Source organism: Micromonospora sp. HK10, assembly GCF_000982955.1.
Taxonomy (GTDB): Bacteria; Actinomycetota; Actinomycetes; order Mycobacteriales; family Micromonosporaceae; genus Micromonospora.
The window spans coordinates 60,790-87,218 of sequence record NZ_KQ058821.1 but is presented as its reverse complement, the minus strand read 5'-3'; the positions used below and the strand labels follow the sequence as shown (position 1 = coordinate 87,218).

At 73.4% G+C, this 26,429-nt stretch carries 21 protein-coding genes and 1 pseudogene; 5 read left to right on the top strand and 17 right to left on the bottom strand.

Features of this window, described 5'->3' with window-relative positions; all coding sequences use genetic code 11:
* Nucleotides 1-824: 824 nt before the first annotated feature.
* Both LQ51_RS14555 and LQ51_RS14550 read right to left on the bottom strand, forming a co-directional pair.
* Nucleotides 825-2,360, bottom strand: a complete 1,536-nt coding sequence (locus LQ51_RS14555; protein WP_046566097.1) for a replication-associated recombination protein A — start codon at nucleotides 2,358-2,360, stop codon at nucleotides 825-827.
* A 74-nt stretch (nucleotides 2,361-2,434) separates the two neighbouring features.
* Nucleotides 2,435-2,647 carry a hypothetical protein gene (locus LQ51_RS14550; RefSeq protein ID WP_046566095.1) on the bottom strand — a complete coding sequence of 71 codons (213 nt, stop codon included), beginning with the start codon at nucleotides 2,645-2,647 and terminating at the stop codon, nucleotides 2,435-2,437.
* Nucleotides 2,648-2,774: 127 nt separating this feature from the next.
* Here LQ51_RS14550 and LQ51_RS14545 point away from each other — a divergent pair, with 127 nt between their 5' ends.
* Nucleotides 2,775-3,518 carry a GNAT family N-acetyltransferase gene (locus LQ51_RS14545; RefSeq protein ID WP_046566094.1) on the top strand — a complete coding sequence of 248 codons (744 nt, stop codon included), beginning with the start codon at nucleotides 2,775-2,777 and terminating at the stop codon, nucleotides 3,516-3,518.
* Nucleotides 3,519-3,746: 228 nt separating this feature from the next.
* On the opposite strand, the gene LQ51_RS14540 is transcribed toward LQ51_RS14545, so the two are convergent.
* The 4 genes from LQ51_RS14540 to aspS all read right to left on the bottom strand — a co-directional run bounded on the left by LQ51_RS14540 (nucleotide 3,747) and on the right by aspS (nucleotide 8,507).
* Nucleotides 3,747-5,141: an MFS transporter gene (locus LQ51_RS14540; protein WP_046566091.1), complete on the bottom strand. Its 1,395-nt coding sequence runs from the start codon at nucleotides 5,139-5,141 to the stop codon at nucleotides 3,747-3,749.
* Nucleotides 5,138-5,728, bottom strand: a complete 591-nt coding sequence (locus LQ51_RS14535) for a winged helix-turn-helix domain-containing protein (protein WP_046566090.1) — start codon at nucleotides 5,726-5,728, stop codon at nucleotides 5,138-5,140. The genes LQ51_RS14540 and LQ51_RS14535 overlap by 4 nt, the downstream gene beginning before the upstream one ends.
* Nucleotides 5,729-5,826: 98 nt before the next feature.
* Nucleotides 5,827-6,639, bottom strand: coding sequence for a sugar nucleotide-binding protein (locus LQ51_RS14530; protein WP_046566088.1), 813 nt, complete (start codon nucleotides 6,637-6,639; stop codon nucleotides 5,827-5,829).
* 62 nt (nucleotides 6,640-6,701) lie between these two features.
* On the bottom strand, nucleotides 6,702-8,507 hold the full coding sequence (gene aspS / locus LQ51_RS14525; protein WP_046566086.1) for an aspartate--tRNA ligase: 1,806 nt from the start codon (nucleotides 8,505-8,507) through the stop codon (nucleotides 6,702-6,704).
* A gap of 190 nt (nucleotides 8,508-8,697) precedes the next feature.
* Here aspS and LQ51_RS14520 point away from each other — a divergent pair, with 190 nt between their 5' ends.
* Entirely contained in the window at nucleotides 8,698-9,390 is a 693-nt protein-coding gene (locus tag LQ51_RS14520; protein ID WP_046566115.1) for a DUF998 domain-containing protein, read from the top strand.
* Between the two features lie 95 nt (nucleotides 9,391-9,485).
* Here LQ51_RS14520 and LQ51_RS14515 read toward each other — a convergent pair whose 3' ends face one another.
* Complete coding sequence (locus tag LQ51_RS14515; protein ID WP_046566084.1) at nucleotides 9,486-10,538, bottom strand: S1 family peptidase; 1,053 nt, start codon at nucleotides 10,536-10,538, stop codon at nucleotides 9,486-9,488.
* Between the two features lie 246 nt (nucleotides 10,539-10,784).
* Here LQ51_RS14515 and LQ51_RS14510 point away from each other — a divergent pair, with 246 nt between their 5' ends.
* Entirely contained in the window at nucleotides 10,785-11,615 is an 831-nt protein-coding gene (locus tag LQ51_RS14510; protein ID WP_046566082.1) for a GDSL-type esterase/lipase family protein, read from the top strand.
* A gap of 621 nt (nucleotides 11,616-12,236) precedes the next feature.
* Here the strand turns inward: LQ51_RS14510 and LQ51_RS14505 are convergent.
* From LQ51_RS14505 to LQ51_RS14495, 3 genes are read right to left on the bottom strand one after another with little or no spacing between them, the layout of a single operon-like run.
* Nucleotides 12,237-13,181, bottom strand: a complete 945-nt coding sequence (locus tag LQ51_RS14505; RefSeq protein WP_046566081.1) for an acyl-ACP desaturase — start codon at nucleotides 13,179-13,181, stop codon at nucleotides 12,237-12,239.
* 51 nt (nucleotides 13,182-13,232) lie between these two features.
* Nucleotides 13,233-14,573 (bottom strand): histidine--tRNA ligase, encoded by a 1,341-nt coding sequence (gene hisS, locus LQ51_RS14500; protein WP_046566079.1) that lies wholly within the window; start codon nucleotides 14,571-14,573, stop codon nucleotides 13,233-13,235.
* A 54-nt stretch (nucleotides 14,574-14,627) separates the two neighbouring features.
* Nucleotides 14,628-15,347, bottom strand: a complete 720-nt coding sequence (locus LQ51_RS14495; protein WP_046566077.1) for an MBL fold metallo-hydrolase — start codon at nucleotides 15,345-15,347, stop codon at nucleotides 14,628-14,630.
* Between the two features lie 261 nt (nucleotides 15,348-15,608).
* On the opposite strand from LQ51_RS14495, the gene LQ51_RS14490 reads away from it, so the two are divergent.
* Together LQ51_RS14490 and LQ51_RS14485 are read left to right on the top strand one after the other, a co-directional pair.
* Nucleotides 15,609-16,478, top strand: a complete 870-nt coding sequence (locus LQ51_RS14490) for a peptidylprolyl isomerase (RefSeq protein ID WP_046566074.1) — start codon at nucleotides 15,609-15,611, stop codon at nucleotides 16,476-16,478.
* Between the two features lie 62 nt (nucleotides 16,479-16,540).
* Nucleotides 16,541-17,383, top strand: a complete 843-nt coding sequence (locus LQ51_RS14485; RefSeq protein WP_046566113.1) for a peptidylprolyl isomerase — start codon at nucleotides 16,541-16,543, stop codon at nucleotides 17,381-17,383.
* Nucleotides 17,384-17,446: 63 nt separating this feature from the next.
* Here LQ51_RS14485 and LQ51_RS14480 read toward each other — a convergent pair whose 3' ends face one another.
* From LQ51_RS14480 to LQ51_RS34540, 7 genes and pseudogenes are all read right to left on the bottom strand, one after another.
* Complete coding sequence (locus LQ51_RS14480) at nucleotides 17,447-19,918, bottom strand: RelA/SpoT family protein (RefSeq protein ID WP_046566073.1); 2,472 nt, start codon at nucleotides 19,916-19,918, stop codon at nucleotides 17,447-17,449.
* 294 nt (nucleotides 19,919-20,212) lie between these two features.
* On the bottom strand, nucleotides 20,213-20,779 hold the full coding sequence (locus LQ51_RS14475; RefSeq protein WP_046566112.1) for an adenine phosphoribosyltransferase: 567 nt from the start codon (nucleotides 20,777-20,779) through the stop codon (nucleotides 20,213-20,215).
* Between the two features lie 103 nt (nucleotides 20,780-20,882).
* Entirely contained in the window at nucleotides 20,883-22,073 is a 1,191-nt protein-coding gene (secF, locus tag LQ51_RS14470) for a protein translocase subunit SecF (RefSeq protein WP_046566072.1), read from the bottom strand.
* Nucleotide 22,074: 1 nt separating this feature from the next.
* Nucleotides 22,075-23,979 carry a protein translocase subunit SecD gene (secD, locus tag LQ51_RS14465; protein ID WP_197087722.1) on the bottom strand — a complete coding sequence of 635 codons (1,905 nt, stop codon included), beginning with the start codon at nucleotides 23,977-23,979 and terminating at the stop codon, nucleotides 22,075-22,077.
* A 222-nt stretch (nucleotides 23,980-24,201) separates the two neighbouring features.
* On the bottom strand, nucleotides 24,202-24,540 hold the full coding sequence (gene yajC, locus LQ51_RS14460; RefSeq protein ID WP_046566068.1) for a preprotein translocase subunit YajC: 339 nt from the start codon (nucleotides 24,538-24,540) through the stop codon (nucleotides 24,202-24,204).
* 139 nt (nucleotides 24,541-24,679) lie between these two features.
* Nucleotides 24,680-25,735, bottom strand: a complete 1,056-nt coding sequence (gene ruvB / locus LQ51_RS33925) for a Holliday junction branch migration DNA helicase RuvB (protein ID WP_046566110.1) — start codon at nucleotides 25,733-25,735, stop codon at nucleotides 24,680-24,682.
* Nucleotides 25,736-26,374: pseudogene (locus LQ51_RS34540) on the bottom strand (LAGLIDADG family homing endonuclease); the annotation flags it as partial.
* Between the last annotated feature and the right edge of the window lie 55 nt (nucleotides 26,375-26,429).

Sequence of the window (26,429 nt, the reverse complement as noted above, 5' to 3'; positions counted from 1 at the left end):
CGGCGGCACCGGGCCACCCCGGCCAGGCTCCCGCGCGACCGGCGGCACCGGACCACCCCGGCCGGACTCCCGGCCAGGCTCAGGGGCGACCGGCGGCACGGGACCGCCGCGGCCCGGCTCACGGCCGACCGGCGGCACCGGGCCACCCCGGTCGGGCTCGCGGCCGGTGGACGGGACCGGGCCACCGCGGCCGGCGGGCGGCGTCAGCCGGCCGTCCGGGCCCGCGGCCCGGGCAGCGGGCGGGGGCAGGGGCGGCTGCTGACCGGTCGGCGCCTCGCCACGTCGGGGTGGCTCGGCGGGACGCGGGCCCGGCTCGGAAGCGCCCGGCCAGAAGGCCTCCACGGGGCCGCGCCGGGCCGCACCCGGGTCCGGCCGACCGGGGCGGGCCGGCGGCACGGCCGCCGCGGCGTCGGCCGGTCCACGCCGGACCGGCGGTCCGGCCGGGCCCGACCGGCCGGCAGCCGGCGGCGGCACCGGACCGGGATGGCCGGCAGCCGGCGGCGGCACCGGACCGGGACGGCCGGCGGCCGGCGGGACCGGACCGGGACGGGTCGCGGGCGACGGTTCGGACGCGGGCGGTACCGGCCCGCCGGCGGCCGGTGGCACCGCGCCGCGCGGAGGCGCCGCGGGCAGGTCCCCGTCCGGGCCGAGCTCGGCCCGCTGCTGCTTCGCGGTCCGCAGGTCGTCGATCCAGCCGAACTCCTCGCCGACGGCAGCCTCGTCGGGCTCCGCGTCGGCCTTGCCCCGCCCCCACCGGCGGCCCTTGGCACGAGGGTCGCGCCGCTCCTCCGGGCCGTCTTCCGGCCGCTCAGGACCACGCGCCATCACTGCTGACCCTCCCCGACGGCAGCGCCGTCGCCCTCATTCGCCCCGTCGTTCCGCTGCGGGACGGTCGCCCCGACGCTCTCGGTGGCCGGCGCCGCCCCGGGTGCGGCGACGGCCAGACCGTCACCGGCACCACCCGCACGGGCCGCCGGCGTCGGCAGGCCGCGCACGATCCGGCGCAGCAACGGCAGCCGGGTGGCCACCGCCCGCTCCGCGCCGTGCCCGCTCGGCTGGTAGTAGTCGGTCCCCACGAGATCGTCCGGAGCGTACTGCTGGGTGACCACCCCCCGGTGGTCGTCGTGCGGGTAGCGGTATCCGGCGCCGTGCCCGAGCCCGCGTGCCCCGGAGTAGTGCGCATCCCGCAGGCCTCGCGGCACCGGCCCGCCACGGCCGGCGCGGACGTCGGCGATCGCCGCGCCGATCGCGGTGGTGGCCGAGTTCGATTTCGGGGCGGTGGCCAGGTGGATGACCGCGTGCGCGAGGTTGAGCTGGACCTCCGGCAGCCCGACGTACTCGACCGCGTGCGCGGCGGCGGTGGCCACGGTGAGCGCGGTGGGGTCGGCCATGCCGACGTCCTCGCTCGCGAAGATCACCAGGCGGCGGGCGATGAACCGGGCGTCCTCCCCGGCCACCAGCATCCGGGCCAGCCAGTGCAGCGCGGCGTCCACGTCCGAGCCGCGCATGCTCTTGATGAACGCGCTGACCACGTCGTAGTGGGCGTCGCCGTCCCGGTCGTACCGGACGGCGGCCACGTCGACCGCCTGCTCGGCGGTGGAAAGGTCGATCCGGTCGGCGCCGCGCGCCGCGGCGGAGGCGGCCGCCGCCTCCAGCGCGGTGAGCGCCTTGCGGACGTCGCCGCCGGCGAGCCGAACCAGATGGTCCTCCGCGTCGGTGGCCAGAGTCAACGCACCGTTGAGGCCACGCTCGTCGGCCACCGCGCGGCGCAGCAGGCCGCGTACGGCGTCGTCGTCCAGGGGCTGGAGCGTGAGCAGCACGCAGCGGGACAGCAGCGGCGAGATGACCGAGAAGTACGGGTTCTCGGTGGTCGCCGCCAGCAGGGTCACCGTCCGGTCCTCGACCGCGGCGAGAAGCGAGTCCTGCTGGGTCTTGCTGAACCGGTGCACCTCGTCGATGAAGAGCACGGTCTGCGGGCCGCCGGCCCGGCGCTGCCGCCGCGCGGTGTCGATCACGGCCCGGACGTCCTTGACGCCGGCGGTCAGCGCGGACATCGCCACGAAGCGCCGGTCGGTGGCCCGGGCCACCAGGTGGGCGATGGTGGTCTTACCGCTGCCGGGCGGCCCCCAGAGGATCACCGACATCGGTGCGGCGCCCTCGACCAGCTGCCGCAGCGGGGCACCCGGGGCCAGCAGGTGGTCCTGGCCGACCAGCTCGTCGATGCCGGCCGGGCGCATCCGGACCGGCAGCGGCGCGTCCGGCCGGTTGGCGGAGAACGGGTCGACGCCGGGGGAACCCGCGGGGGCGCCCGAGGGCGCGCCGGCGGGTTCGCCGAGGGTGAAGAGGGCGTCGGACTCCATCACGAGAACAGTACCGGGCCCGGCCGACGGCGCCGGAATCGCGCCGTGGGCCGGGCCCGGGTGATCCGTTCCGGTCAGCCGCGGCCGGGGCGGCGGCCGTACCACCCGCGGCCCCGGCCGCCGGTGCCCGGGCCGGTGCCGACGCCGGCCAGGTAGAGCGAGAGCAGCAGGAAACCGATGAGCATGAGGGTGTGCACGTTGAACAGGTCGGGGGCGCCGAGGTTCGTGTCCAGGAAGTCGAGCAGCAGCGCGAAGCCGAACACGATGGCCGCGAGAATGGCGAGCATGGTCGTTCCTCCGGTGGGGGGTCCCTACAGGGTCGGCGGGGGATGTACCCGATCGGTCTGTTCGTCAATCTCCACGCTGGACCGGGCGGGCCGGTGGCCGGGATCCGCGCTCTCGTAGGCTGACCGCATGATCACCACCGACCAGGTTCTGGTGGGGCGGGAGGCCCTGCTCACCGCCACCGGACATCACCCGTACGCCCGGCACGCGCTCTGGCGCGACCACGAGGCGCGGGGATGGCGGCGCGACGGCACGGTGGGCTGGCTGCTCCCGCCCGGGCAGGGGCCGGCCGGCGGCGCGGTCGGGCCGGCGGGACCGGCGCTGGACGTCTTCGCGGAGCTCGTCGCGGACGGCACGCTGCAGGCCGGCGACTGGCTGCACCTGCCGCGGGCCACGCCGGCGGAGGTGGCCGCGCGGCTCCCGGTGATCCGGCTGCTGGACGAGTGGGACTTCCTCTGGACCACGGCTCCCCCGCCCGAACAGGCCGGGGAGGACCGGGTGGTCCGCCTCACCGAGGCCGACCAGCCGGCGCTCGGCGCGCTGATCGAGTCGTCCTTTCCCAGCACCACCTCCCGGCCGGGTGACCCGCGCATCGTCGCCTGGTACGGCATCCGGGACGGCGATCGGCTGATCGCCGCCGGCGCGGACCGGAGCCGGGGCGACATCGGATTCCTCGCCGGCCTCACGGTGGCGACCGACCGGCGGGGCCGGGGCCTCGGCGCCGCGCTGACCGCCGGGATGACCCGCATCCTGCTGGACCGGTACGACCAGGTGGCGCTCGGCGTGTTCACCGACAACCTGGGCGCGATCCGGCTCTACCGCCGCCTCGGCTTCACCGGCACCGAGCCCCGCACCTCGGTGCAGTTGGGCTGACCGCCGCCGGCCAGCCGTCCCGGTGCGCCGCGACCGCACCGGCCCGGCGCCCTCTCGTCGGGCCGTTCCGACCCGTCGTCACGTGGCGCCGGCGGGCAGGGTTTCCACCTGGAACCGGTCCCGCCAGGCGGACCGGGCAACGGCGTCGGGCGCGACGCGGCAAGGCGGGCCGAACCGGCTTAGCCGGCCCCGCCGCCACTCGGGCGGCGGAGCCGGCTCCTGCGGCGGTCAGTCGGACCGGGTGGCGGTGCCGGTCGCGGCGTCCACCGGGGCGGCGGGCACCGGGGCGGGGCCGGCGAGGCTGCCGTCGGGACCGGTCGCCACGACCGGGGTCGACGTCCCGGTGGTCTCCGGCGCGTCCGGCGCGGCCGCGTCCGGCGCGCCGGTGGCCGCCCGGTTCGCCCGCCAGGCCGGCAGGTAGAGCGGCGCGGCCAGGGCCAGCACCACCGCGCCGACCAGCATGGCCGTGCTTACGCTGCTGCGGTCGGCCACCACGGTCAGAACCACCGCGCCGAGCGCGCCGGCCGGCTGGGCCATCATCGAGTTCAGCGAGAGCACGCTGGTCCGGTACGGCCCGTCGACCTGGCGGTGCAGCAGGCCCATGTGCAGCGGGTTCGACGCGCCGTGCACGGTGTAGCAGGCCAGGTAGGCGATGAGCACCCCGACCGGGCCGGCGAGCAGGCCCATCCCGACCACGGTGCCGCCCTGGAGCACCCGCAGGAGCGCGGCGGCGGGCGCGGCACCGAGGCGGCGCAGCAGCAGTGGGGTCAGCGCGGCGCCGGCGGCGTTGGCCAGCCAGGCCGCCGAGCCGGCGGGGCCGAGCAGCGCGGCGGCCCGGTCGGCGCCACCGACCACCTCGGCGAGCCGCACCGGCAGCAGCGACTCGAAGGTGACCATGCCGAAGCCCCAGAACAGTTCGACCGCGACCAGGGCGAGCAGCACCCGGTTGCGGCGCAGCAGGCCGAGCGCCTGGCCGACCATCCGGGGCGCCTCGACCACCGAGGTCCGCAGCGCGGCGCGCCCCTTCGCCGGCCGCTCCTCGACCAGCAGCCCGGTGAGCGCCACCAGCGAGACCGCCTGCAGGGCGATGGCCACCAGCACGGGCAGGGTCAGCGCGCTGACCGGGCCGATCGGGCCGAGGGCGACCAGGCCGCCGCCGAGCAGCGCGCCGGCGCCGATGGCGATGCCGGCGACGCTGCCGGCCCAGCCGAGGCCCCGTTCGTACTCGGCCTTCGGGTCGGCGGCCAGGGTCGCGTCGACGTACCAGGACTCCAGCGGGCCACTGTCGAGCGCCCGGTAGATGCCCTGCAACGCCCAGACCAGGGCGAACAGCCAGAACGAGTCGGCCACGGCAAACAGCGCCAGCGAGACCAGGCAGACCACCCAGGCGGTGACCAGCACCGGCTTGCGCCCGAGCGCGTCGGCGAAGCCACCGGTGGGCAGCTCCAGCGCCAGCACCACCAGGCCCTGCGCGGTGGCGACCAGGCCGATCTGGGACAGCGACAGGCCGCGCTCCTGCATCAGCAGGATCATCACCGGGATAGTCAGCCCGGCGGGCAGCCAGCGCAGGGCGTAGAGGGCGAGGTAACGGAACCGGACCTGGCGTACGGAGAGGGCGCTCACCGGTGCTCCTTCTGCATCGGGTAGGCGGCGACGAAGATCTGGACCTGCTCGGCGCCGGGTTCGGCCGGGTCGGCCTCCTGGCGGTGGCGCTCCAGCACGGCCCAGAGCTCGGCCTCGATGGCCGCCAGCCGGTCGGCCGAGACGGTCAGGAAGAAGTCGCTCATGCCGAAGGCGTTGCGCCAGACCGGCGACCACTCGTCCTGGGTCGCGAACCACTGCTCGGCGTGCCCGGCCAGCAGGCGCACCTGGTCGCCCTGGATCCAGTCGATCGCGGCGCGGGCGTCCGGGTCGTCGTCGAAGTCGCTCGCTTCCCAGTTGGTGACGTCGTGCGCGGCGCGCCACCAGCGTTGCCGGCCGGTGCCCCGGTCGGCGTCCTCCACCACGAGCCCCACCTCGGCGAGCTGACGCAGGTGGTAGCTGGTCGCGCCGGTGTTGGTGCCGAGCAGGCCGGCGAGGGTGGTGGCGGTCGCCGGCCCCTTGACCCGCAGCGCGCCGAGCAGGCGCATCCGCAGCGGGTGCGCGAGCACGCGCACCTGCCGGTGATCGATCCGGACCTCGCGCGGCGCCGGCTTCTTGTCGCTGTCCATGGATGCAGAATAACTGTGCACAGTTTCTCTGCACAAGAGTTGTGCACAGAAACTGTGCATGCATCCGGTCCGCCTGGCCGGTCGGCTCCCGGCGGTGGTCAGGAGGCGAACAGTTCCTCGACCCCGCGCAGCCGGGTACGCAGCAGGCCGGCGGCCCGGGTGGAGTCGAGGCGTACCTCGACCGGGCGGAACAGGCCGGCGGCGACCGTGGTGGTGGTCCGCAGCCCGGCCGGGTCGACGCCGAGCCGGCGGGCCAGCAGCCGCCCGATGTCGGCGCGGCTGACCTCGTCCGGGCCGGCCACGTTGAGCGGGCCGGCCAGCTCGGTCGGCAGCAGCTCCAGCACCGCCGCGGCCAGGTCGGCCACGTCGACCGGGCAGCGGATCTCGTCGCTGAACAGGGTGGCCCGGCCGACGAGCGCGTCCCGGCAGCGCGCGATCTGCTTGCTCCCCTCCCCCAGGATCAGCGAGGTCCGCACCAGCAGCGCGCCCGGGTCGACCGCGCGCACCGCCGTCTCGGCCGCCGCCTTCGCCGCCCCGTACGGATACACCGGCGTCGGCGGCTCGTCGTCGGCGTACGGCTCGGGACGCCCGCCGTGCAGCGCGTCGCTGGACAGGTGCACCAGCCGCGCCCCCACCCCGGCCGCGGCGGACGCGACGTGGGCCGCCCCGTCGGCGGTGACCGCCCAGTCGTCGAAGCGGTACGGGGTGCTCACCACGGCGTCGGGGCGTACCCGGGTCAGCAGCGCGCGCACCGCGGCGCGGTCGGTGACGTCGAGCCGGTGCGGCGCGACGCCGGGCACCGCGACGGCGGCCGAGTGGTACGTGCCGGTCACCCGGTGCCCGGCGGCGACCGCCTGCCGGCACACCTCGGCGCCGAGAAAGCCGCTGGCGCCCACCACGAGCAGGTTCATCCGTCCCCCTGATGATCGAAAGGCCCGCGTCATCATGACGCGGGCCTGTCGACGGAGCCGGATCAGGTCGGGTCGGCCACCGGGGCAGCCGGGCCGGCGGTGCCGGCGTGCGGGCCGGTCGGCGCCTTCGGCTTGGCGTCGATGCCGGCCTCGGCGCGCTGCTGCCCGGTGATCGGGGTGGGCGCGCCGGTCAGCGGGTCGAAGCCGCCCCGGGTCTTCGGGAACGCGATGACCTCGCGGATCGAGTCCGCCCCGGCCAGCAGCATGCAGACCCGGTCCCAACCGAACGCGATGCCGCCGTGCGGCGGGGCGCCGTACTTGAACGCCTCCAGCAGGAAGCCGAACTTGTCCCGCGCCTCCTCGGGGGTGATGCCGAGCAGGTCGAACACCCGCTGCTGCACGTCGCCGCGGTGGATACGGATCGAGCCGCCGCCGATCTCGTTGCCGTTGCAGACGATGTCGTACGCGTACGCGAGGGCCCGGTCCGGCGCCTCCTCGAACCGATCCACCCACTCGGCGTTCGGCGAGGTGAACGGGTGGTGCACGGCCGTCCAGCCGCCCTCGTCAGTCATTTCGAACATCGGCGCGTCGACCACCCAACAGAACGCCCAGGCGCTCTCGTCGATCAGGTTCGACCGCTTGGCGATCTCGATCCGGGCCGCGCCGAGCAGCTCCTGCGCCTCGCGCGTGTTGGTGCTCGCGGCGAAGAAGATCGCGTCGCCGGGCTTCGCGCCGACCGCGTCGGCCAGGCCGGACAGGTGCGCCTCGGACAGGTTCTTCGCCACCGGCCCGCGCGCCTCGCCGGTCTCGGCGTCCAGCACCACGTACGCGAGGCCGCGCGCGCCGCGCGCCTTGGCCCAGTCCTGCCAGCCGTCCAGCTCCTTGCGGGTCTGGCTCGCCCCGCCCGGCATGACCACCGCGCCGACGTAGCCGCCCGCGTCGATCGCGCCGGCGAACACCCGGAACTCGGTGCCGCGCAGGTACTCGGTCAGCTCGGTCAGCTCCACGCCGTACCGCAGGTCCGGCTTGTCCGAGCCGTACCGGGACATCGCGTCGTGCCAGGTGAGGCGCGGGATCGGCCGGGAGATCTCGTGGCCCGCGAGGTCCTTCCACAACGCCGCGACGATCGCCTCGCCCAGGTCGATCACGTCGTCCTCGGTGACGAAGGACATCTCGATGTCGAGCTGGGTGAACTCCGGCTGCCGGTCGGCGCGGAAGTCCTCGTCCCGGTAGCAGCGGGCGATCTGGTAGTACCGCTCCATGCCGCCGACCATCAGCAGCTGCTTGAACAGCTGCGGCGACTGCGGCAGCGCGTACCAGCTGCCCGGCTGGAGCCGGACGGGCACCAGGAAGTCGCGGGCGCCCTCCGGGGTGGAACGGGTCAGCGTCGGCGTCTCGATCTCCACGAAGTCCCGCTCATGCAGCACCGTGCGGGCCAGCTGGTTGGCCCGCGAACGCAGCCGCAGGGCCTTGGCCGGGCCGCTGCGCCGCAGGTCCAGGTAGCGGTACTTGAGCCGGATGTCGTCGCCGGCCTCGACCTGGTCGTCGACGGGCAGCGGCAGCGGCGCGGCCTCGGAGAGCACCTCCAGCTCGGTGGCGGTCACCTCCACGTCTCCGGTGGGCAGGTCCGGGTTCTCGTTGCCCTCGGGGCGGCGGGTCACCTCGCCGGTGACCTTCACGCAGAACTCGTTGCGCAGCGCGTGGGCGTCCTCCTCGCGGAAGACCACCTGCACCACGCCGGAGGCGTCCCGCAGGTCGACGAAAATGACGCCGCCGTGGTCGCGCCGGCGGGCCACCCACCCGGCGAGCGTCACCGTCGAGCCGGCGTCCGCGGCGCGCAGGCTTCCGGCATTGTGGGTACGGATCACGGCTGGCGTCTCCTCATCGCTGTACGGGCTGCCTCCGCATTCTGTCAGCTCGACGGAGCGCGCCCCGCGCCACCCGGTAACCCGATCGCGGGCGGCCGGCCGGCCTCACTCGTCGGGAATGTCCCAGGCGGTCACCCGGACGGTGGTCGACCTGACCCCTGCCCGCCGCGACGGCGGTTACCGTGGCCGGATGCGTGCCGTACCGAGCTGGGCGGTCGCCGTCGCCGCGGCCGCGCCCGTGCTGCTGGTGGCCGGCTGGACGGTGGCCGGCGCCCGGCAGCCACCCGGGTACGACCCGATCCGGGACACCATCAGCGAGTTGGCCGCGCCGGGCGCCACCGACTCGTGGATCATGAGCGGCTGCCTGGTCCTGCTGGGCTGCTGCTATCTGGGCACCGCGCTCGTGCTGCACGCCGCCGGGCTGCCCAGCCGGTTCCTGCTGGCCGTCGGCGGGGTGGCCACCGGCGCGCTGATCGCCTTCCCGCGTCCCCCGGTGGGTGGCTCCCCCGCGCACGGCACGGTCGCCACGGTGGCGGTGCTCGCGCTGTCGCTCTGGCCGGCCGGGTCGGCGCTGCGGCTGCCCCGCACCGTCGGCCGGGACGTGGCCGCCGCGCCGGCCGGTACCCCGCCGTGGGCGTTCCGCCGCCCGGTGGCGCTGACCGTGACCGCGCTGCTGCTGGCCCTCTTCGGCTGGTTCGTGGTGGAGGTGACCGGCGGCTCCCGTACCGGCCTGGCCGAGCGGGTGGCGGCCCTCGCGGTGGCCTGCTGGCCGCTGGTCGCGGTCGGCTCCGCGTGCCGCGCGCACCGGGAACGCGCCACGGCCGGGCCGGCGGGCGGGAGCCGACCGACGGATGGTCCGGGCCTCCGCCGGTCCGCTGGTTGACCGCTCCGGCGGGCGGGCGGGGTGCCGGCCGAAGGCTGGCCGCGCGGACGCGGAACGGGCCGCCGGTCGCCCGGCGGCCCGTTCGCGGTGCGGGATCAGAAGACGCTGACGCCGTAGACGCTCAGCGGCTCGGTGACCGGCTGGAAGTAGGTGGTGCCGCCGGAGGAGCAGTTGCCGCTGCCGCCGGAGGTGAGGCCGAGCGCGGTGCTGCCGCTGAACAGCGAGCCACCGCTGTCGCCGGGCTCGGCGCAGACGGTGGTGCGGATCAGGCCGGAGACGCTGCCCTCGGCGTAGTTGACGGTCGCGTTCAGGGCGGTGACGCTGCCGCTGCGCACGCCGGTGGTGCTGCCGGAACGACGCACCGACTGGCCGACGTACGCGTTGCCGGCCGAGGTGATGTCCTGGAAGCTGCCGTTGTAGAGGGAGACGTTGCCGGCCGCGTTGGCCGAGTTGCTGTGCCGGACGATGCCGTAGTCGTTGCCCGGGAAGCTGGTGCCGGCCCGGGTGCCCAGCACGGTGGTGCGGCTGGAGCTGGTGTACCAGGTCGAGCCGATGTTGGTGCAGTGCCCGGCGGTCAGGAAGTAGTAGACGCCGGAGCTGCTGCGCACGTTGAAGCCGAGCGAGCAGCGGCCGCCGCTGGCGTAGATCGCCTGGCCGCCCGAGATCCGGGTGGTCAGCACGCCCGCCTCGGCCTCGATCCGGACCGTGCCGCCGGTGCGGGCGGCGGCGGCCTTGACCCGCTCCAGCTTGGCACCGGTGACGGTGCTGTCGACGGAGACGACGACCTGGTTGGTGGCCGGGTCGGTCCACCAGGCGGTGCCGGGGATCTTCGCGGAGCGCTCCAGTTCGGTGGTGGCGGCGGCGAGCTTGTCGGCGCCCCGGGTGACCAGCTTCGGGGTGGCGCCGGCGGCGCGGACCTGGCGGGCCGCCGCGGCGTCGGTCACCGCGACGACCATCTTGCCGCTGGCGTCGGCGTACGCGCCGGCGGCCCGGTCGCCGAGGGTGGCGGCGAGCGCGGCGGCGGCGTCGGGGGAGGCGAGCGAGGCGGGGGCCGCCTGGGCGGGTGCGCCGAGCAGTGAGCCGGTGACCAGGGTGCCGGTCAGGGCGAGCGCCGCGGCGTGGCGGAGCGAGGACCTCGTGGGTCGCATGTAACAACCTCCGGAAGGGGGTGACGGGCGCTGTCATGCGAACGCGCCCGGGGACAACCCGGCCGACCTGGGGAAACGGCCGAGTGACCAAAGTATTCATAGATTTAAGATCATAAGCAAGACATCACTTTGCCCGAATTCGCCCGGCCACCGCCGGCAACCGGGTGGCAACATTGTGGACACAGACGGTCATCGATACGATCCGGCTCGGTACAGCCCCTCGGCACCCGCGATCCGGAGGCCACCATGACCCTCGTCCGCCGCGCGCTGGCCACCCTCGCCGGCGCCACCGCCCTCGTCCTGCTCGCGTCCGGCCCCGCCGTGGCCACGGCCGGCCCCCCGCCCACCTCGATGGCCAGCCTGGGTGACTCCATCACCCGCGGGTTCAACGCCTGCGGCTGGTACTCCGACTGCACCTCCCGGTCGTTCAGCACCGGCGACTACACCAGCGTGAACAGCCACTACCTGCGCATCCGCGCGGTCGAACCGGCCATCCAGGGCCGCAACCACAACGACGCCAAGACCGGGGCCAAGTCCGCCGACATGTACGGCCAGGCGGGCAGCGCGGTCAGCCAGGGCGTCCAGTACGTCACCATGCTCATCGGGGCCAACGACGCCTGCACCGGCTCGGAGTCGAGCATGACCGCGGTGACCACGTTCCGCGCCAACATCGACAGTGCGCTCAACCGGATCCGCGCCGGCCTGCCCGACGCCCGGGTCGCCGTGCTCAGCATCCCCGACATCCAGCGCCTCTGGTCCGTGGGCAAGGGCAGCAGCAGCGCGCGTACCGCCTGGTCGTTGTTCGGCATCTGCCAGTCCATGCTGGCCAACCCGACCTCGACCAGCCAGGCCGACGTCGACCGGCGGGCCCGGGTGCGGCAACGGGTGGTGGACTACAACACGCAGCTGGCCCAGGCGTGCGCGGCGTACGGCCCGAACTGCGACTTCGACGACAACGCCGTGTTCAACTACCCGTTCAGCCTCAGCCAGGTCTCCAGCTGGGACTACTTCCACCCGAACAGCAGCGGGCAGGCGGTGCTGGCGAGCATCTCGTACGCGGCCGGCTTCGGCTGGTAGCCCCCGCCCCACCCGGCGCGGGACCGTACGGCTCCCGCGCCGGGTAACGCCTCCGCGCGAACCGCGACAGGTCGCGTGGGCCGTGGCTCAGGCACGCCGCCGCGCCCCGGGCCCGGCCGGGCCGCACGTCGCGCGGCTCGATCACCCCGTGCCCCTCGACGCAGCGCACCACGACGCCCACCTCCGCCCCGCCCAGCTCCACCCCTCCCCCGCCCCGCCCCGCCCCGCCCCGGCTCAGCTCTGCCCTGCCCCGCCCTGTTCTGCCCAGCCCAGCCCCGCCCAGCCCCGCCCAGCCCCGCCCTGCCCCGCCGGCCTGCCCGGCGCCGCCCGTCGATCTTGCACTTGTGGTTGGCGATTCGGCACCATTCGCGACCTTTGCCGGCACCGAAAGTGCAAGATCGGCGGGAAGGACAGGGGCGGGAACGAGGTGGACGCGGGGGCGAGGGCGAGGGCGGGAACCGGGTGGGTGGGGTTTGGAACGTGGGGCGGCGGGGCGGGGACTGCAGGTGGCGGGCGGCGGGCGGCGGGGCGGGGTGTGCGGGCGGCGGGTGGCTGGTGGCGGGGGCGGGGAGTGCAGGTGGCGGGTGGCGGGTGGGTCAGCGGGTGGGGTCAGCGGGTGGGTCAGCGGGTGGGGGTGAGGCGGGCGGCGCGGGCGGCGCGGGCGGCGCGCTTCTCCTCGAAGCGGGCGGCCTGGGTGTCCAGGGTGTCGAGGTGGGCGGCGATCTGGTCACGGGCGACCTCGCCGTCGGCGTCCAGGCCGGTCACCTCGAAGATGTTCCACTGGCGCAGCACCGGGACGACCACCTCGTCGCGGTGCTGGCGCAGGTCGTAGATGCCGGCCAGGGCGATGGCCACCGACTTGCGGGCGAAACCGTCGATGCCGACCCCCGGCATCTGGAAGTCGGCCAGCACGTCGGCGACCGCGCGCATGGCCTGGGACGGAGCCAGGTCGAAGGCCGCGCCGAGCAGGTTGCGGTAGAAGACCATGTGCAGGTTCTCGTCGGCGGCCACCCGGGCCAGCAGCGCCTCGCACGTCGGGTCGCCGGTGGCCCGGCCGGTGTTGCGGTGCGAGATGCGGGTGGCCAGTTCCTGGAACGAGACGTACGCCAGGGAGTGCAGCACCTCGTCGTCGTGGGCGTTGACGTAGCCCGCCGACATGTGGGTCATCCGGGCCCGTTCGAGGGCCACCGGGTCGACCGCCCGGGTCACCGTCAGGTAGTCCCGGATCGCCGTGCCGTGCCGCCCCTCCTCGGCCGTCCACCGGTGTACCCAGGTGCCCCACGCGCCGTCGCGGCCGAAGAGCGTGGCGATCTCGTGGTGGTACGAGGGCAGGTTGTCCTCGGTGAGCAGGTTGACGATCAGCGCGGTCCGGGCCACGTCGGGGATGGTCGAGTCACCCTCGGTCCAGGGGGTGCCGCCGAGCGGGCCGTCGAACGTCCGCCCCTCGCTCCACGGCACGTACTCGTGCGGGAACCACTCCTTGGCCAGGGCCAGGTGCCGGTCGAGGTTCTTCTCCACGACGGGTTCGAGCTCGTGGAGCAGGGCGGTCTGGCTGAGCACGGTCACTACGATCTCCCTACGGTGGCGTAACTTACGCCACCGTAGGTCCAATCGTCGTCAGGCGCCAGCGGCAGCCGGTCCCACCAGCGGCTTCAGGTCGGTGCGGGGCGGATTCCACTCTCCCGCCGCCGCGGCCACCTGCTCGCCGGAGCGGATGTCCTTCACCTCGTCACCCTCGGCGCCGGGGAACCAGACGTACGGGATGCCGCGCCGCTCGGCGTACCGGATCTGCTTGCCGAACTTGGCCGCGTTCGGCGACACCTCGGTCGGGATGCCCCGCGAACGCAGCGCCTCGGCCACCTTGTTGCTGGCCGCCCGCTCCTCCTCGGCGGTCACCGCGACCAGCACGCAGGTCGGCACGTCCCGGGATACCGACAGCGCGCCCGCGCCGAAGAGCAGGCCGAGCAGCCGGGTCACCCCGATGGAGATGCCCACCCCGGGGAAGCGGACGTTGCCGGAGCTGGCCAGGTTGTCGTACCGGCCGCCGGAGCAGACCGAGCCGAACCGCTCGTACCCGACCAGCTGCGTCTCGTAGACGGTGCCGGTGTAGTAGTCCAGGCCGCGGGCGATGCGCAGGTCGGCGACGCAGAGGCCGGGCGAGTGCGCGGCGGCGGTCTCCATCACGGCGGTCAGCTCGGCGATGCCCTCGTCGAGCAGCGGGTCGCTCACCCCGAGGGCGCGCACCGCGTCGGCGAAGGAGGCGTCCGGCGCGGAGATCTCCGCGAGGGCCAGCACCGCCTTGGCCTGCGCCTCGCTGGCCCCGGCCGTCTCCGCCAGCAGCTCGGCCACCGCCGCCGGGCCGATCTTGTCGAGCTTGTCGACGGCGCGCAGCGCCGCCTCCGGGTCGGTCAGCCCGATGCCCCGGTAGAAGCCCTCACAGATCTTGCGGTTGTTGACCTGGATGCGTACCGGCGGGATCGGCAGCGAGCGCAGCGCGTCGCCGATGACCAGCGGCATCTCCGCCTCGTAGTGGGCCGGCAGGGTGTCCCGGTCGACGATGTCGATGTCGGCCTGGAGGAACTCCCGGTAGCGGCCCTCCTGCGGGCGCTCGCCCCGCCACACCTTCTGGATCTGGTAGCGGCGGAACGGGAACTGCAGCTTGCCGGCGTTCTCCAGCACGTACCGGGCGAACGGCACGGTCAGGTCGAAGTGCAGGCCGAGGGAGTCGTCGCCGGCGCCCGCCTCCGGGTCGGCCTGCAGCCGGCGCAGCAGATACACCTCCTTGGAGGTCTCCCCCTTGCGCAGCAGCTGGTCCAGCGGCTCGACCGAGCGGGTTTCGAGGGGCGCGAAGCCGTACAGCTCGAAGGTGGCGCGGATCCGGTCGAGCACGAACTGCTCGATCATCCGCTGGGCGGGCGTCCACTCCGGGAAGCCGGAGATGGGCGTGGGCTTGCTCATGGCGTACTCCTTGATGCCGCGCGGACCGCGCGGTGGGCTGGTGGGCCGCGGTGGCTACAGACCGCGGGTGGGCGCGGCCGGGCGCGCGTCGCCGGACTCCGCCACCTCGATGAGGTACGGGTTGCTCGCGCGCTCGCGGCCGATGGTGGTCGCGGGGCCGTGGCCGGGCAGGACGACGGTGTCGTCGGCCAGCGGGAGGACCTTCTCCCGGAGGCTGGACAGCATGCGGGGCAGGCTGCCGCCCGGCAGGTCGGTGCGGCCGATCGAGCCGGCGAAGAGCACGTCACCGGAGAGGCAGATCTGCTCGGCCTCCCAGGGCGAGCCGGCGCCGGGCATCCGGAACAGCACCGACCCGCCGGTATGGCCGGGGGCGTGGTCGACGGTGATCTCCAACCCGGCCAGGCGGAGCGTGCCGCCGTCGGTCAGCTCGGCGACGTCCTCCGGCTCGGCGTAGGGCAGCCGGCCACCGAAGAGCTGGGTCAGGTCCATCGAGAGCGCCTTGCTCGGGTCGGCAAGCAGCTCCCGGTCGTCCGGGTGGACGTACGCGGGGATGCCGCGGGCGCCACAGACCGGCGCGACGGAGAAGGTGTGGTCCAGGTGGCCGTGGGTGAGCAGCACGGCGGCCGGGTGCAGGCGGTGCTCGGCGAGCACGGCGTCGAGCCGGTCGAGCACCCCGATGCCAGGGTCGACCACCACGCACTGCTCCCCCGGCGCCGTCGCCACCACGTAGCAGTTGGTGCCGAAGGCGTCGGCGGGAAAGCCGGCAACCAGCACGTCCGCTCCCCTCTCCGTCCGCTCGTCGTCCTCCCCGCAGCCTAGTCGCACCGGCCACCCGGTTTCGTCGGCCCACCGGTCCCGGCGACCCCACCAGGCACAGTGACACCGCCCGATAAACCGGGGTCGTACCTCGTACACCACTTTCCCAGTCGGTACCCGTACACTCTGGCGGGCGTGTGGCGTGGCGCACCTGCGCACCCGACGGGCGGGCACCGCCCGGACGCCGGCGAGGACCAGGGCAGAGGAAGGGGAGCACGGGTGGCTTCCAGCAGGGACCGGCAGCGCAAACTGGCGCGGGCGAAGCTCGACCGGCAGCTCGCCCGGCGGGCCGCCGCGGCGAAGCGCCGCCGGCAGATCCAGGCCGGCGTCGGCGCCGCGGTGGTGCTCGTGCTGATCGCGGCCGGCTCGGCCTGGGCGCTCGGCGCGTTCGACTCGAAGCCCGGCCAGAAGGCCGCCGAGGACGTCTGCGTCTGGACCCCCCAGGACGCCGGTGCCAACACCAACCTCAAGGACGTCGGCCGGCCGGCCACCACCGGCCTGCCCACCGCCGGCACCCGCCCGATGACGGTCACCACCAACCAGGGCGCCCCGATCACCGCCGAGCTCGACCTCGCCTCCGCCCCGTGCGCCGCGGCGAGCATCGCCCACCTCGCCGGCCGGTCGTTCTACGACAACACCACCTGCCACGAGATCACCAGCGAGGGCGCGCTGCGCTGCGGCGACCCGAGCGGCACCGGCATCGGCGGCCCGACCTACTCGTTCTACAACGAGAACGTGCCGACCCCGGCGCCGAGCCCGTCGGCCTCCGGCGCGCCGAAGCCGGCGCCGGCGTACCCGAAGGGCACGGTCGCCATGATCGGGAACCCGCCGGGGACGAACGGCAGCCAGTTCCTGCTCTTCTTCAAGGACTTCGATCCGGCGGAGCCGAAGTACCCGGTGATCGGCACGGTCACCGGCGGCCTCGACGTGCTGGAGAAGATCGGGGCGCAGCCGACCGTGGACAATGGCAGCGGAGCCAAGGTCAAGCCGAAGACGGACGTGGTGATCCAGAGCCTCACCGTCGGCGAGGTGCAGAACGCCCCGGCCACCAGCGCGCCCGCGGCCAGCCCCAGCCCCAGCGCCGGCTGACCCGACCCGACCCCTGAGCAGCAGCGGCAGCGCCGCAGCCGAGAAACACCGGAGGAGTGACCGTGACGTCCACGAGAGAGCGGCAGCGCGCGGCGGCGCGGGCCCGACTGGAGCGGGAGATGGCCGAGCGGGCCACCCGGGCCCGCAAGCGCCGGCAGACGCAGGCGATCGTCGGCGCCGCGGCCGTGCTGGTGCTCGTGGTCGCCGGCACCGTCTGGCTGGCCACCTCGCTCGGCGGCGACGACGACAAGAAGCAGAACGCCGCGACCACGGCCGGCTTCTCCCAGTGCGCCTTCACCGAGGTCCCGGCCGAGGCCCGCTCCAAGCAGATCAAGGACGTCGGCCTGCCGGACAACCAGCAGAGCAACAAGGGCACCCAGACGATGACCATCGACACCAACCTGGGCCCGATCACCGCGAAGCTGGACCGCAGCAAGGTGCCCTGCACAGCCGGCAGCTTCACCCACCTGGCCAGCAAGGGCTTCTTCGACAACACCAAGTGCCACCGCCTGGTCACCGAGGGCATCAAGGTGCTCCAGTGCGGCGACCCGAGCGCCACCGGCAAGGGCTGGCGGGCCAGCGACGGCACCGGCGGGCCGTCCTACAACCTGCCCGAGGAGAACCTGCCCACCGACCAGCGGCCGCCGTACCCGGAGGGCGTCATCGCGATGGCCAACTCCGGCCAGCCCGGCAGCACCGGCAGCCAGTTCTTCATCGTCTACGGCGACTCCCCGCTGGACCCCAACTACACCGTCCTGGGCACGATCACCGGTGGCATGGACGTGGTGAAGCAGGTGGCGGCGGCCGGTGACGACGGCGCCTTCGCCAAGCAGGCCGGCGGCGGTCACCCGAAGAAGGAGATCGTCATCAACAAGCTGACGATGAGCGACATCCAGGGCGGCTGACCCGCCCGGCACACCGAAAAGCGCCCGTCGGCCTGAGCCGGCGGGCGCTTTTCGGTGTCCCGATCAGGCGCCGGAGGTGACCCGGTAGGCGTCGAACACCCCGTCGACCTTGCGCACCGCGGCCAGCAGGTGCCCGAGGTGCTTCGGGTCGGCCATCTCGAAGCTGAACCGGCTCACCGCCACCCGGTCCCGGGTGGTGGTGACCGTCGCGGAGAGGATGTTGACCCGCTCGTCGGAGAGCACCCGGGTGACGTCGGCGAGCAGCTTGTGCCGGTCCAGCGCCTCGACCTGGATGGCGACCAGGAAGGTGGAGGCCGAGGTCAGCTTCCAGCTCACCTCGACCACCCGCTCGCTCTGGGCCCGCAGGTCCTCGGCGTTGGCGCAGTCGTCGCGGTGCACGCTCACCCCGCCGGAGCGGGTGACGAAACCGAAGACGGCGTCCGGCGGCACCGGCGTGCAGCAGCGGGCCAGCTTGATCCAGACGTCGCTGACGCCCCGCACGACGACGCCCGGGTCGCTGCTGCTCTGCCGGCTGCGCGGCGGCCGGGTGGCGACGGCGGTCTCGGCGATGTCCTCCGCCGCGCCCTCCTCGCCGCCGTACGCGGCCATCAGCTTCTGCACCACCGACTGGGCCGAGACCTGGCTGTCGCCGACCGCCGCGTAGAGCGAGGCCACGTCGGCCAGGTGCAGGTCCCGGGCGATCGCCATCAGCGCGTCCGAGGTGAGCATCCGCTGCAACGGCATGCCCTGCTTGCGCATCGCCTTGACGATCGAGTCCTTGCCGGCCTCGATCGCCTCCTCGCGCCGCTCCTTGTTGAAGTACTGCCGGATCTTGGTGCGGGCGCGCGGGCTCTTGACGAAACCGAGCCAGTCCTGCGTGGGGCCGGCCGTGTCGGACTTCGAGGTGAAGATCTCGATCACGTCGCCGTTGGACAGCGTGGACTCCAGCGGCACCAGCTTGCCGTTGACCCGCGCCCCGATGCACTTGTGCCCGACCTCGGTGTGCACCGCGTACGCGAAGTCCACCGGCGTCGACCCGGTCGGCAGCGGGATGACGTCACCCTTCGGGGTGAAGACGTACACCTCCTGGCTGGACAGGTCGAACCGCAGCGCGTCCAGGAACTCGCTCGGGTCGGCCGCCTCGCGCTGCCAGTCCAGCAGCTGGCGCAGCCAGGTCATCTCGTCGATGTGCGCCGGCGGGCCCACCACCGGGGTGCCCTTGTGCTCCTTGTACTTCCAGTGCGCGGCGATGCCGAACTCGGCGGTGCGGTGCATCGCGTACGTGCGGATCTGCATCTCCACCGGCTTGCCGGTGGGCCCGATGACCGTCGTGTGCAACGACTGGTACATGTTGAACTTGGGCATGGCGATGTAGTCCTTGAACCGGCCCGGGACCGGCTGCCAGTTGGCGTGGATGACGCCCAGCGCCGCATAGCAGTCCCGCACCGTGTCGACCAGGATCCGCACCCCGACCAGGTCGTAGATGTCGTTGAAGTCGCGCCCCCGCACGATCATCTTCTGGTAGATCGAGTAGAGGTGCTTCGGCCGGCCGGTCGTCTCGGCCTTGATCTTGGCGGCCTTGAGGTCGGTGGACACCTTCTGCGTCACCTGGCGCAGCAGCGCCTCGCGCTGCGGCTGGTGCTCCCCGATCAGCCGGTTGATCTCCTCGAACCGCTTCGGGAAGAGCGTGCCGAAGGCCAGATCCTCCAGCTCCCACTTGATGGTGTTCATACCGAGGCGGTGCGCCAGCGGGGCCAGGATCTCCAACGTCTCCTTGGCCTTCTGCTCCTGCTTGGGCCGGGGCAGGAAGGTCAGGGTACGCATGTTGTGCAGCCGGTCGGCCAGCTTGATCACCAGCACCCGGGGGTCCTTGGCCATCGCCACGACCATCTTGCGGATGGTCTCGGCCTTGGCCGCGTCGCCGAGCTTGACCTTGTCCAGCTTGGTGACGCCGTCGACCAGCAGGGCCACCTCGCCGCCGAAGTCGGCCCGCATCGCGTCGAGGGTGTACTCGGTGTCCTCGATGGTGTCGTGCAGCAACGCCGCGACCAGGGTGGTGGTGTCCATGCCCAGGTTGGCCAGGATGGTGGCGACCGCGAGCGGGTGGGTGATGTAGGGGTCACCGGACTTGCGGTACTGACCCGAGTGCCACCGCGCAGCCGTGTCGAAGGCGCGCTGCAGCAGCCGGGCGTCGGCCTTGGGGTGGTTCTCCCGGTGGGTCGCGATCAGCGGCTCCAGCACCTCGCTGACCTGCGAGGTCTGCCAGGGCGCGTTGAACCGGGCCAGGCGGGCGCGCACCCGCCGACCGGTCGGCGCGTTGGACAGGGCGAAACCACCGCCGGCCGAGGCGTCCCCCGGGCCGTCGGCCGGGAACGGCACCACGACCGCCCCGCCGTCCGCCGTGGCGTCAGACCCACCGCCGGAACCGCCCGTCACCCGGGCCGGCGGGTTGCCGTTGCGCTCGGTCACCGAGCCGTCCGCGTCGCCTGTCGGGTGCACCGTGCCCTCCACCGGAGGGACGACATCGTGGGACACCGGCCTCCTCACCGCTCGCCGGGGATGCGCCGGCCGTGCGGCCGACGTCCTGTTCAACCAGCCCGGGGGCCGGCGTTGTTCCGCGCCGACCGCCCCCGGTCGACGTGGCTCGCGTCCGGCCACCGGGGGACCGCACGGTCCCGGCGACCACGCGCCGCGCCGGCCGTCCGGCCGGTCGTCGCGCCGCCGGACGGTCCACCCGCCCGGTCAGCAATGGGCAATGCTACCCGCACGCACGGTACGTCGCCGCTCCGCCGGACGGACCCCGGCGGGTCCGCCCGACGGGCCGGGACGTCAAACGGTCAGCAGGGCATGGACCGGGCGCGGCGCCAGCCGCTCCCGGCCCTGGAGGAAGCCCAGCTCCAGCAGCACGGTGAAGCCGGCGACCGTGCCGCCGGCCCGCTCGACCAGATCGAGGGTGGCCTCGGCGGTGCCGCCGGTGGCGAGCACGTCGTCGACCACGAGCACCCGGCGGCCGGCCGTGAAGGCGTCCTGGTGCACCTCCAGCGTCGCCTCGCCGTATTCGAGGGCGTAGGAGGCCGAGTGGGTGGCCCGGGGCAGCTTGCCGGCCTTGCGCACCGGCACCACGCCGACCCCGGTGGCGTACGCGATGGCCGCGGCCAGCACGAAGCCGCGCGCCTCGATGCCGGCCACCGTGTCGAACGAGTCACGCCCGTGGTACGCGACGATCCCGTCGATCACCTCGCGGAAAACCCGGCCGTCGGCGAAGAGCGGCATCAGGTCCTTGAACATGACCCCCGGTTTCGGGAAGTCGGGCACGTCCAGCACCCGGCTGGCGACCAGCCGGGCGACCTCCGGGCCGCTGTCTCCCCGTACCCCGCTGGTGTGCGTCTCCGTCACGGTACGTCCCATGTCCCTTCAACGACGACGGCGTCCGTCATGCTGCTCGCACAGCATGGCGGACGCCGTCCGGTCGGTTCCTACCGGGTCGCCCCGGTCCGGCTCAGCGGCGCTTCGCGCCGCCCGGCCGGTTGCCCCCGCCGCCGGCGGGGCGGCCGCCCCGGGCGCCGGTGGGGCGCTTGCCGGCCGGCCGGGCGCCCACCTTCGGGGCGGCGCCGGCCAGGGCGGCCGCCTCCGCGTCGATGGCCGGCTCGGCCGCCGCCGAGGCACGCGGCGCGCCCTTCGGGGCCAGCTCGCCCCGGGCGATGGCGCCCCGGCGGGCCAGCACCCGCTTGTTGTGCGCGCTGATCCGCGGGTCCTGGTTCTTCAGCAGCACCAGCAGCGGAGTGGCCAGCAGGATCGAGGTCAGGAACGCCACCGCCATACCGACGAAGAGCACCAGGCCGAGGTCCTTGAGGGTGCCCGCGCCGAGCAGGCCGGCACCGATGAAGAGCAGACCGCCGACCGGGAGCAGGGCGACCACCGAGGTGTTCAGCGACCGCATGAGGCTCTGGTTGAGCGCCAGGTTGGCCGCCTCGCCGTAGGTGGTGTTGTTGCTCGCGGTGATGCCCCGGGTGTTCTCCTGGACCTTGTCGAAGACCACCACCACGTCGTAGAGCGCGAAGCCCAGGATGGTGAGGAAGCCGATGATCGTCGACGGGGTGACCTCGAAGCCGACCAGCGAGTAGATGCCGGCGGTGAGCAGCAGGTTGGTGAAGAGCGACGCGATCGCCGCGGCCGCCATCCGCCACTCGAAGCGGAGGATCAGGTAGATCGCCACCACGGCCACGAAGATCAGCAGACCGAGCAGGGCCCGGGACGTGACCTGGCTGCCCCACGCCTCGGAGACCTGGCTGCCGCTGATCTGGTCGGCCTGGATGCCGAACGACTGCGCCATCTCGGTCTTGACCTCGTTGGCCTGCTCCGCGGTGAGCTGGCCGGTGCGCAGTTCGTAGTACTCGCCGCTGGTGCCGCCGACCTTCTGCGCGGTGACCACCGTGGCGCCGTCGCCCTTGGCGGCGAGCGCCGCGTTGACCTTGTCCTCCGCCTGGTCCAGGGTGCCGACGCTGGCCGGCACCTGGAACGAGTTGCCGCCGGCGAACTCGATGCCGAGGCTGAAGCCGCGGACCGCGAAGCTGAGCACGGCGATCAGCACCAGCGCACCGGCGACGGCGAACCAGAGCTTGCGCCGGCCGACGATGTTGAGATCGGCCTCGCCCCGGTAGAGCCGGGACGCCAGACCACTCTTAGCCATCTCAGGCCTCCTTGACGCGCGGGTTGCGAGCGGTGGCCTGCTCGGCCGACCGGGCCGGCAGGGCGCGGCCCAGACCGCTGACCCGCGGGGACAGGAACGCCCGGGTCCGGGCGAACATCGTCATGATCGGGTGACGGAAGAGGAAGACGACGACCAGGTCGAGGACGGTCGCCAGGCCGAGCGCGAAGGCGAAGCCCTTCACCGCGCCGACCGAGACGATGTAGAGCACCACGGCGGACATCAGGGTGATGGCGTTCGCCGAGATGATCGTCCGGCGGGCCCGGACCCACGCCCGGGGCACCGCGCTGCGCGGGCTGCGCCCCTCGCGGATCTCGTCCTTGAGCCGCTCGAAGTAGATGACGAACGAGTCCGCCGCCACACCGAGTGACACGATCATGCCGGCGATGCCGGCGAGGGTGAGGGTGAAGCCGATCGACCGGCCGAGCACCACCAGCGCGCCGAAGACCAGCAACGCCGAGAGCACCAGGCTCAGGAAGATGACCGAGCCGAGCAGCCGGTAGTAGAAGAACGAGTAGATGATGACCAGCAGCATGCCGATGCCGGCCGCGAGCAGACCCGCCTTCAGGTGGCTGTCGCCCAGCGTCGCGGTGACGTTCTGCTGCTCCTGCGGCTCGAAGGTCACCGGCAGCGCACCGTAGCGGAGCTGGCTGGCCAGCGTGTTCGCCGTCTTGTTGTCGAAGCTGCCGGTGATCTGCGAGTCACCGGTCAGCACGCCCTGGATCTCCGGCGAGGAGACGATCTCGTTGTCCAGCACCACGGCGACCCGGCACTTGCCGTCCTGCCCGAGCGCGGTCTGGTCGCAGGCCTGGCCCTCGTTGTTGAACGCCTCGCGGGTCAGCGCGGTCCACTTCTCCTGACCCTTGCCGGTGAAGTTCAGGCTGACCACCCAGGAGCTGGTCTGGTCGAGCACCGCGTTGGCGTCGTCGACGTCGGTGCCCAGCACCTTGGCCTTGTCGAGCAGGTACTTGGCGCCGGCCTCACAGGCCACCGCCTGCTCGTTTTCGTTCTTGATCGAGGCGGCCGGGCGCTTGTCGAGCTGGGCGCAGGTGATGGTCGGGACGTTGAACTGGATCCCGACCGGCAGCACCGCGACCTCCTGCGGGGAGAGCGTGCCGAACGGCTTGAGCTTGTCGGCCAGCGACGGGTCGGTCGCCAGGTCGGCCGGCGCCTGCAGGCCGGAGGCGGCGGCCCAGGCCGCCGCGCCCACCTTCTGCTCGATGGCCTTGCGCTGCTGCTCGATGCTCTGCGGCACCGGCTCGGCGCTGGCGCTCGGGCTCGGCGCGGCGGCGCTCGGCGTGGCCGACGCGGTCGGTGCGGCGGCGCTGGCGCTGGCGCTGGGCGTGGGGGCCATGCCGCCCTGCCCGCCGGCGCTCGGCGTCGCGCTGGCCTTGGCGCCCGCGCCGGCGGTCGCCTTCGGCGACGCGCTGCCGGACGGCTTCGGGGTGGCGCTGGCCGACGGGGCCGGCTGGGCGGCCGCGCCGCTGCCGTCGGTGGCCTTGAGCACCTTGCGGAAGCGCAGCTCGGCGGCCTCACCGACGTTCGTCAGGTCCCGGTTCTGACCGGGCAGGGAGATGACGATGTTCCGGTTGCCCTCGGTGACCACCTCGGCCTCGGCCACGCCGTAGGCGTTGACCCGGTTCTCGATGATCTGGCGCGCCTCTTCGAGGTTGGCGGCGGTCGGGGGCTTGCCGTCCACCGTGTTGGTGGCCTCGAGCGTCAGCCGGGTGCCGCCGATCAGGTCCAGGCCGAGCCGGGGCTCCAACCGGTCCTGCCAGCCCCCTTTGGCGCCGCCCGAGAAGAACACCAAGAGATAGAGGACGACGAAGATGAGCCCGAGCACGGCCAACTGCCGTCCGGGGCGCATCTGTCCCTGAGGTGGTGCCACGGCTGTCTTGTCTCCCTGTACGGTCGCACCGCTGGGCAGCGGCGACGAAAGGTCGGGCCGGGGGTGTCCGCCCGACGGCTCTGACGGGTCGGCGTCACCGGCCGGCGCGGCCACCGGACCCGGCGCGGGGGCACCGGGCGGGCACTCGCCTGTCGGCGGCGGACGCCGCCCCAACTATCCACTTGTGTCGACGAATCCGCTGCCCCGTCCGGGGCCGGCGGCTCACTCCTTGACCGGCTCCGCGTCCTCGCTGACCGTCTCGGTCGGGCGCTCGGCGCGGGTGGTGACCCGGGCGATCGCGGGGCGCGCGTACCGGGTCTGCACGCCCGGGGCGACCTCCAGCAGGACGCTGTCGTCCTCGACGGCCACGACGGTGCCGTAGAGCCCGCCGATGGTGACCACCTCGTCGCCCGGGCCGAGCTGGGACTGCATCTGCTCGGCCTCGCGGCGCCGCTTCTGCTGCGGGCGAATCATCATGAAGTACATGACCCCGAAGAGCAGGGCGATCATGAGGATCGGCGTCAGACCGCCGGCCCCGCTACCGGTTTGTGCGAGAGGCACAGTTGTTGACCTTCCCATTGGCCTCCGTCCGAGCCCGAGGGCGCCGGAGCGGAGGCGGATTCTCACGTCCTGTACAGACCGCGGCGAAGTCTAGTCCGTGCTCCTGGGAACGCCGAATGCGGCACAGATCACGTTCGGATCACGGCTGATCGGTCTGGGCCGAGAACAGATCGGGCACCGGAGGAGCATCCGCGCCAAATGTACCATTCGGCGGGGTACGCCCCAGGTGGTGCCAGGCCGCCTCGGTGGCGACCCGGCCCCGCGGGGTCCGCGCCAGCAGGCCGGCCCGCACCAGGAACGGCTCGCAGACCTCCTCCACGGTGTCCGGCTGCTCCCCCACCGCCACGGCCAGGGTGGAGAGCCCGACCGGCCCGCCCCGGAACGAGTCGACCAGCGCGGAGAGCACCGCCCGGTCCAGCCGGTCCAGCCCGAGGGCGTCGACGTCGTACACGGTGAGCGCGGCCCGGGCGGTCTCCAGGGTGACCACCCCGTCGGCCCGGACCTCGGCGAAGTCGCGCACCCGGCGCAGCAGCCGGTTGGCGATCCGCGGGGTGCCCCGGGACCGACCGGCGATCTCGGCCGCGCCCTCGTCGGTGATCGGCACCCCGAGGATCCGGGCCGAGCGGTGCAGCAGCGCCTCCAGGTCGGCCGGGGCGTAGAAGTCGAGGTGCGCGACGAAGCCGAACCGGTCCCGCATCGGGCCGGTCAGCAGGCCGGACCGGGTGGTCGCGCCGACCAGGGTGAACGGCTCGACGTCCAGCGGGATGGCGGTGGCCCCCGGCCCCTTGCCGACCACCACGTCGACCCGGAAGTCCTCCATGGCGCTGTACAGCAGCTCCTCGGCCGGCTTGGCGATCCGGTGGATCTCGTCGATGAACAGGACGTCGCCCTCGGTGAGGCTGGTCAGGATCGCGGCCAGGTCACCGGAGCGCTCGATCGCCGGGCCGCTGGTCACCCGGATCCCCGCACCCAGCTCGGCGGCCACGATATTGGCCAGGGTGGTGTTGTGCACCACGAAGTCGTTCACGGTGAAGGTGTGGTCTCCGTCGACGGTCAGGCATCGACATTCCCGCAGGCCCACGGCCTCGACAGAGGCCACCCGATCGGCGGCGAGCCGCTCCTCGAACCGATCCCGTCGCGGTGCCCACTCAGCCAGCCGCCGACCCCGTTCGCCGATCACCGTGACCCGCTGCACGAACCGTGCCACGTCGTCCTGGCTGGTGACGCTCAGGCGCCAGGACTCGTGCGGCCGCCCCTGGTAACGCCCCCGCTTCAGTTTGAGCCGTGACTGAACGCCGAGCCGCAGGAGAAGGTGCTGCACGTCCTCGAGCAGCCCTCGCGAGACGCTGTAGAACTCGACCACCACGTCGTACCGGTCACGTCCCCGACGGCTCACCGTGCCGTCACAGGCGAAGTAGGCACCCAGGAACGCCGCCACCTGCCAGCTGTCGCCGCGGAAGACGAACTCGGGCACCCGCTTCTGCCAGGCGTTCTTGTCGAGCAGGCCGTGTTCCTCCAGCCAGGGCCGGAGACCTGAGATCCTGATGAGGGAACTGCGGGCGCTGTTGGGCCTGGTGTTGTGCCCATACCCGAGCCGGTCGCAGGTCGACCGGAAGTCGGCGAGCACGTCCTCGTCCCCGCCGGTGAAGGTGACCTGGTTGGTCGTGCATCCGTCGCCGATCAGGTACCCGGCGAGTTTGTACTCGTCGACATCCTGGATGCTGTCCGCCACCAGGTCCGGGCAGAGCACGTTGGCGACATAGTCCCGATCGGTGAGATCGCCGGCCTTGATCCAGCCCTCAGGGGTCCAGAACGGGTGATCTGGCGCGGCCACCACCTCTCGCCCACTGGTGGTCCGGATCCTGACCGAGTCCAGCTCGCCCTGCTCA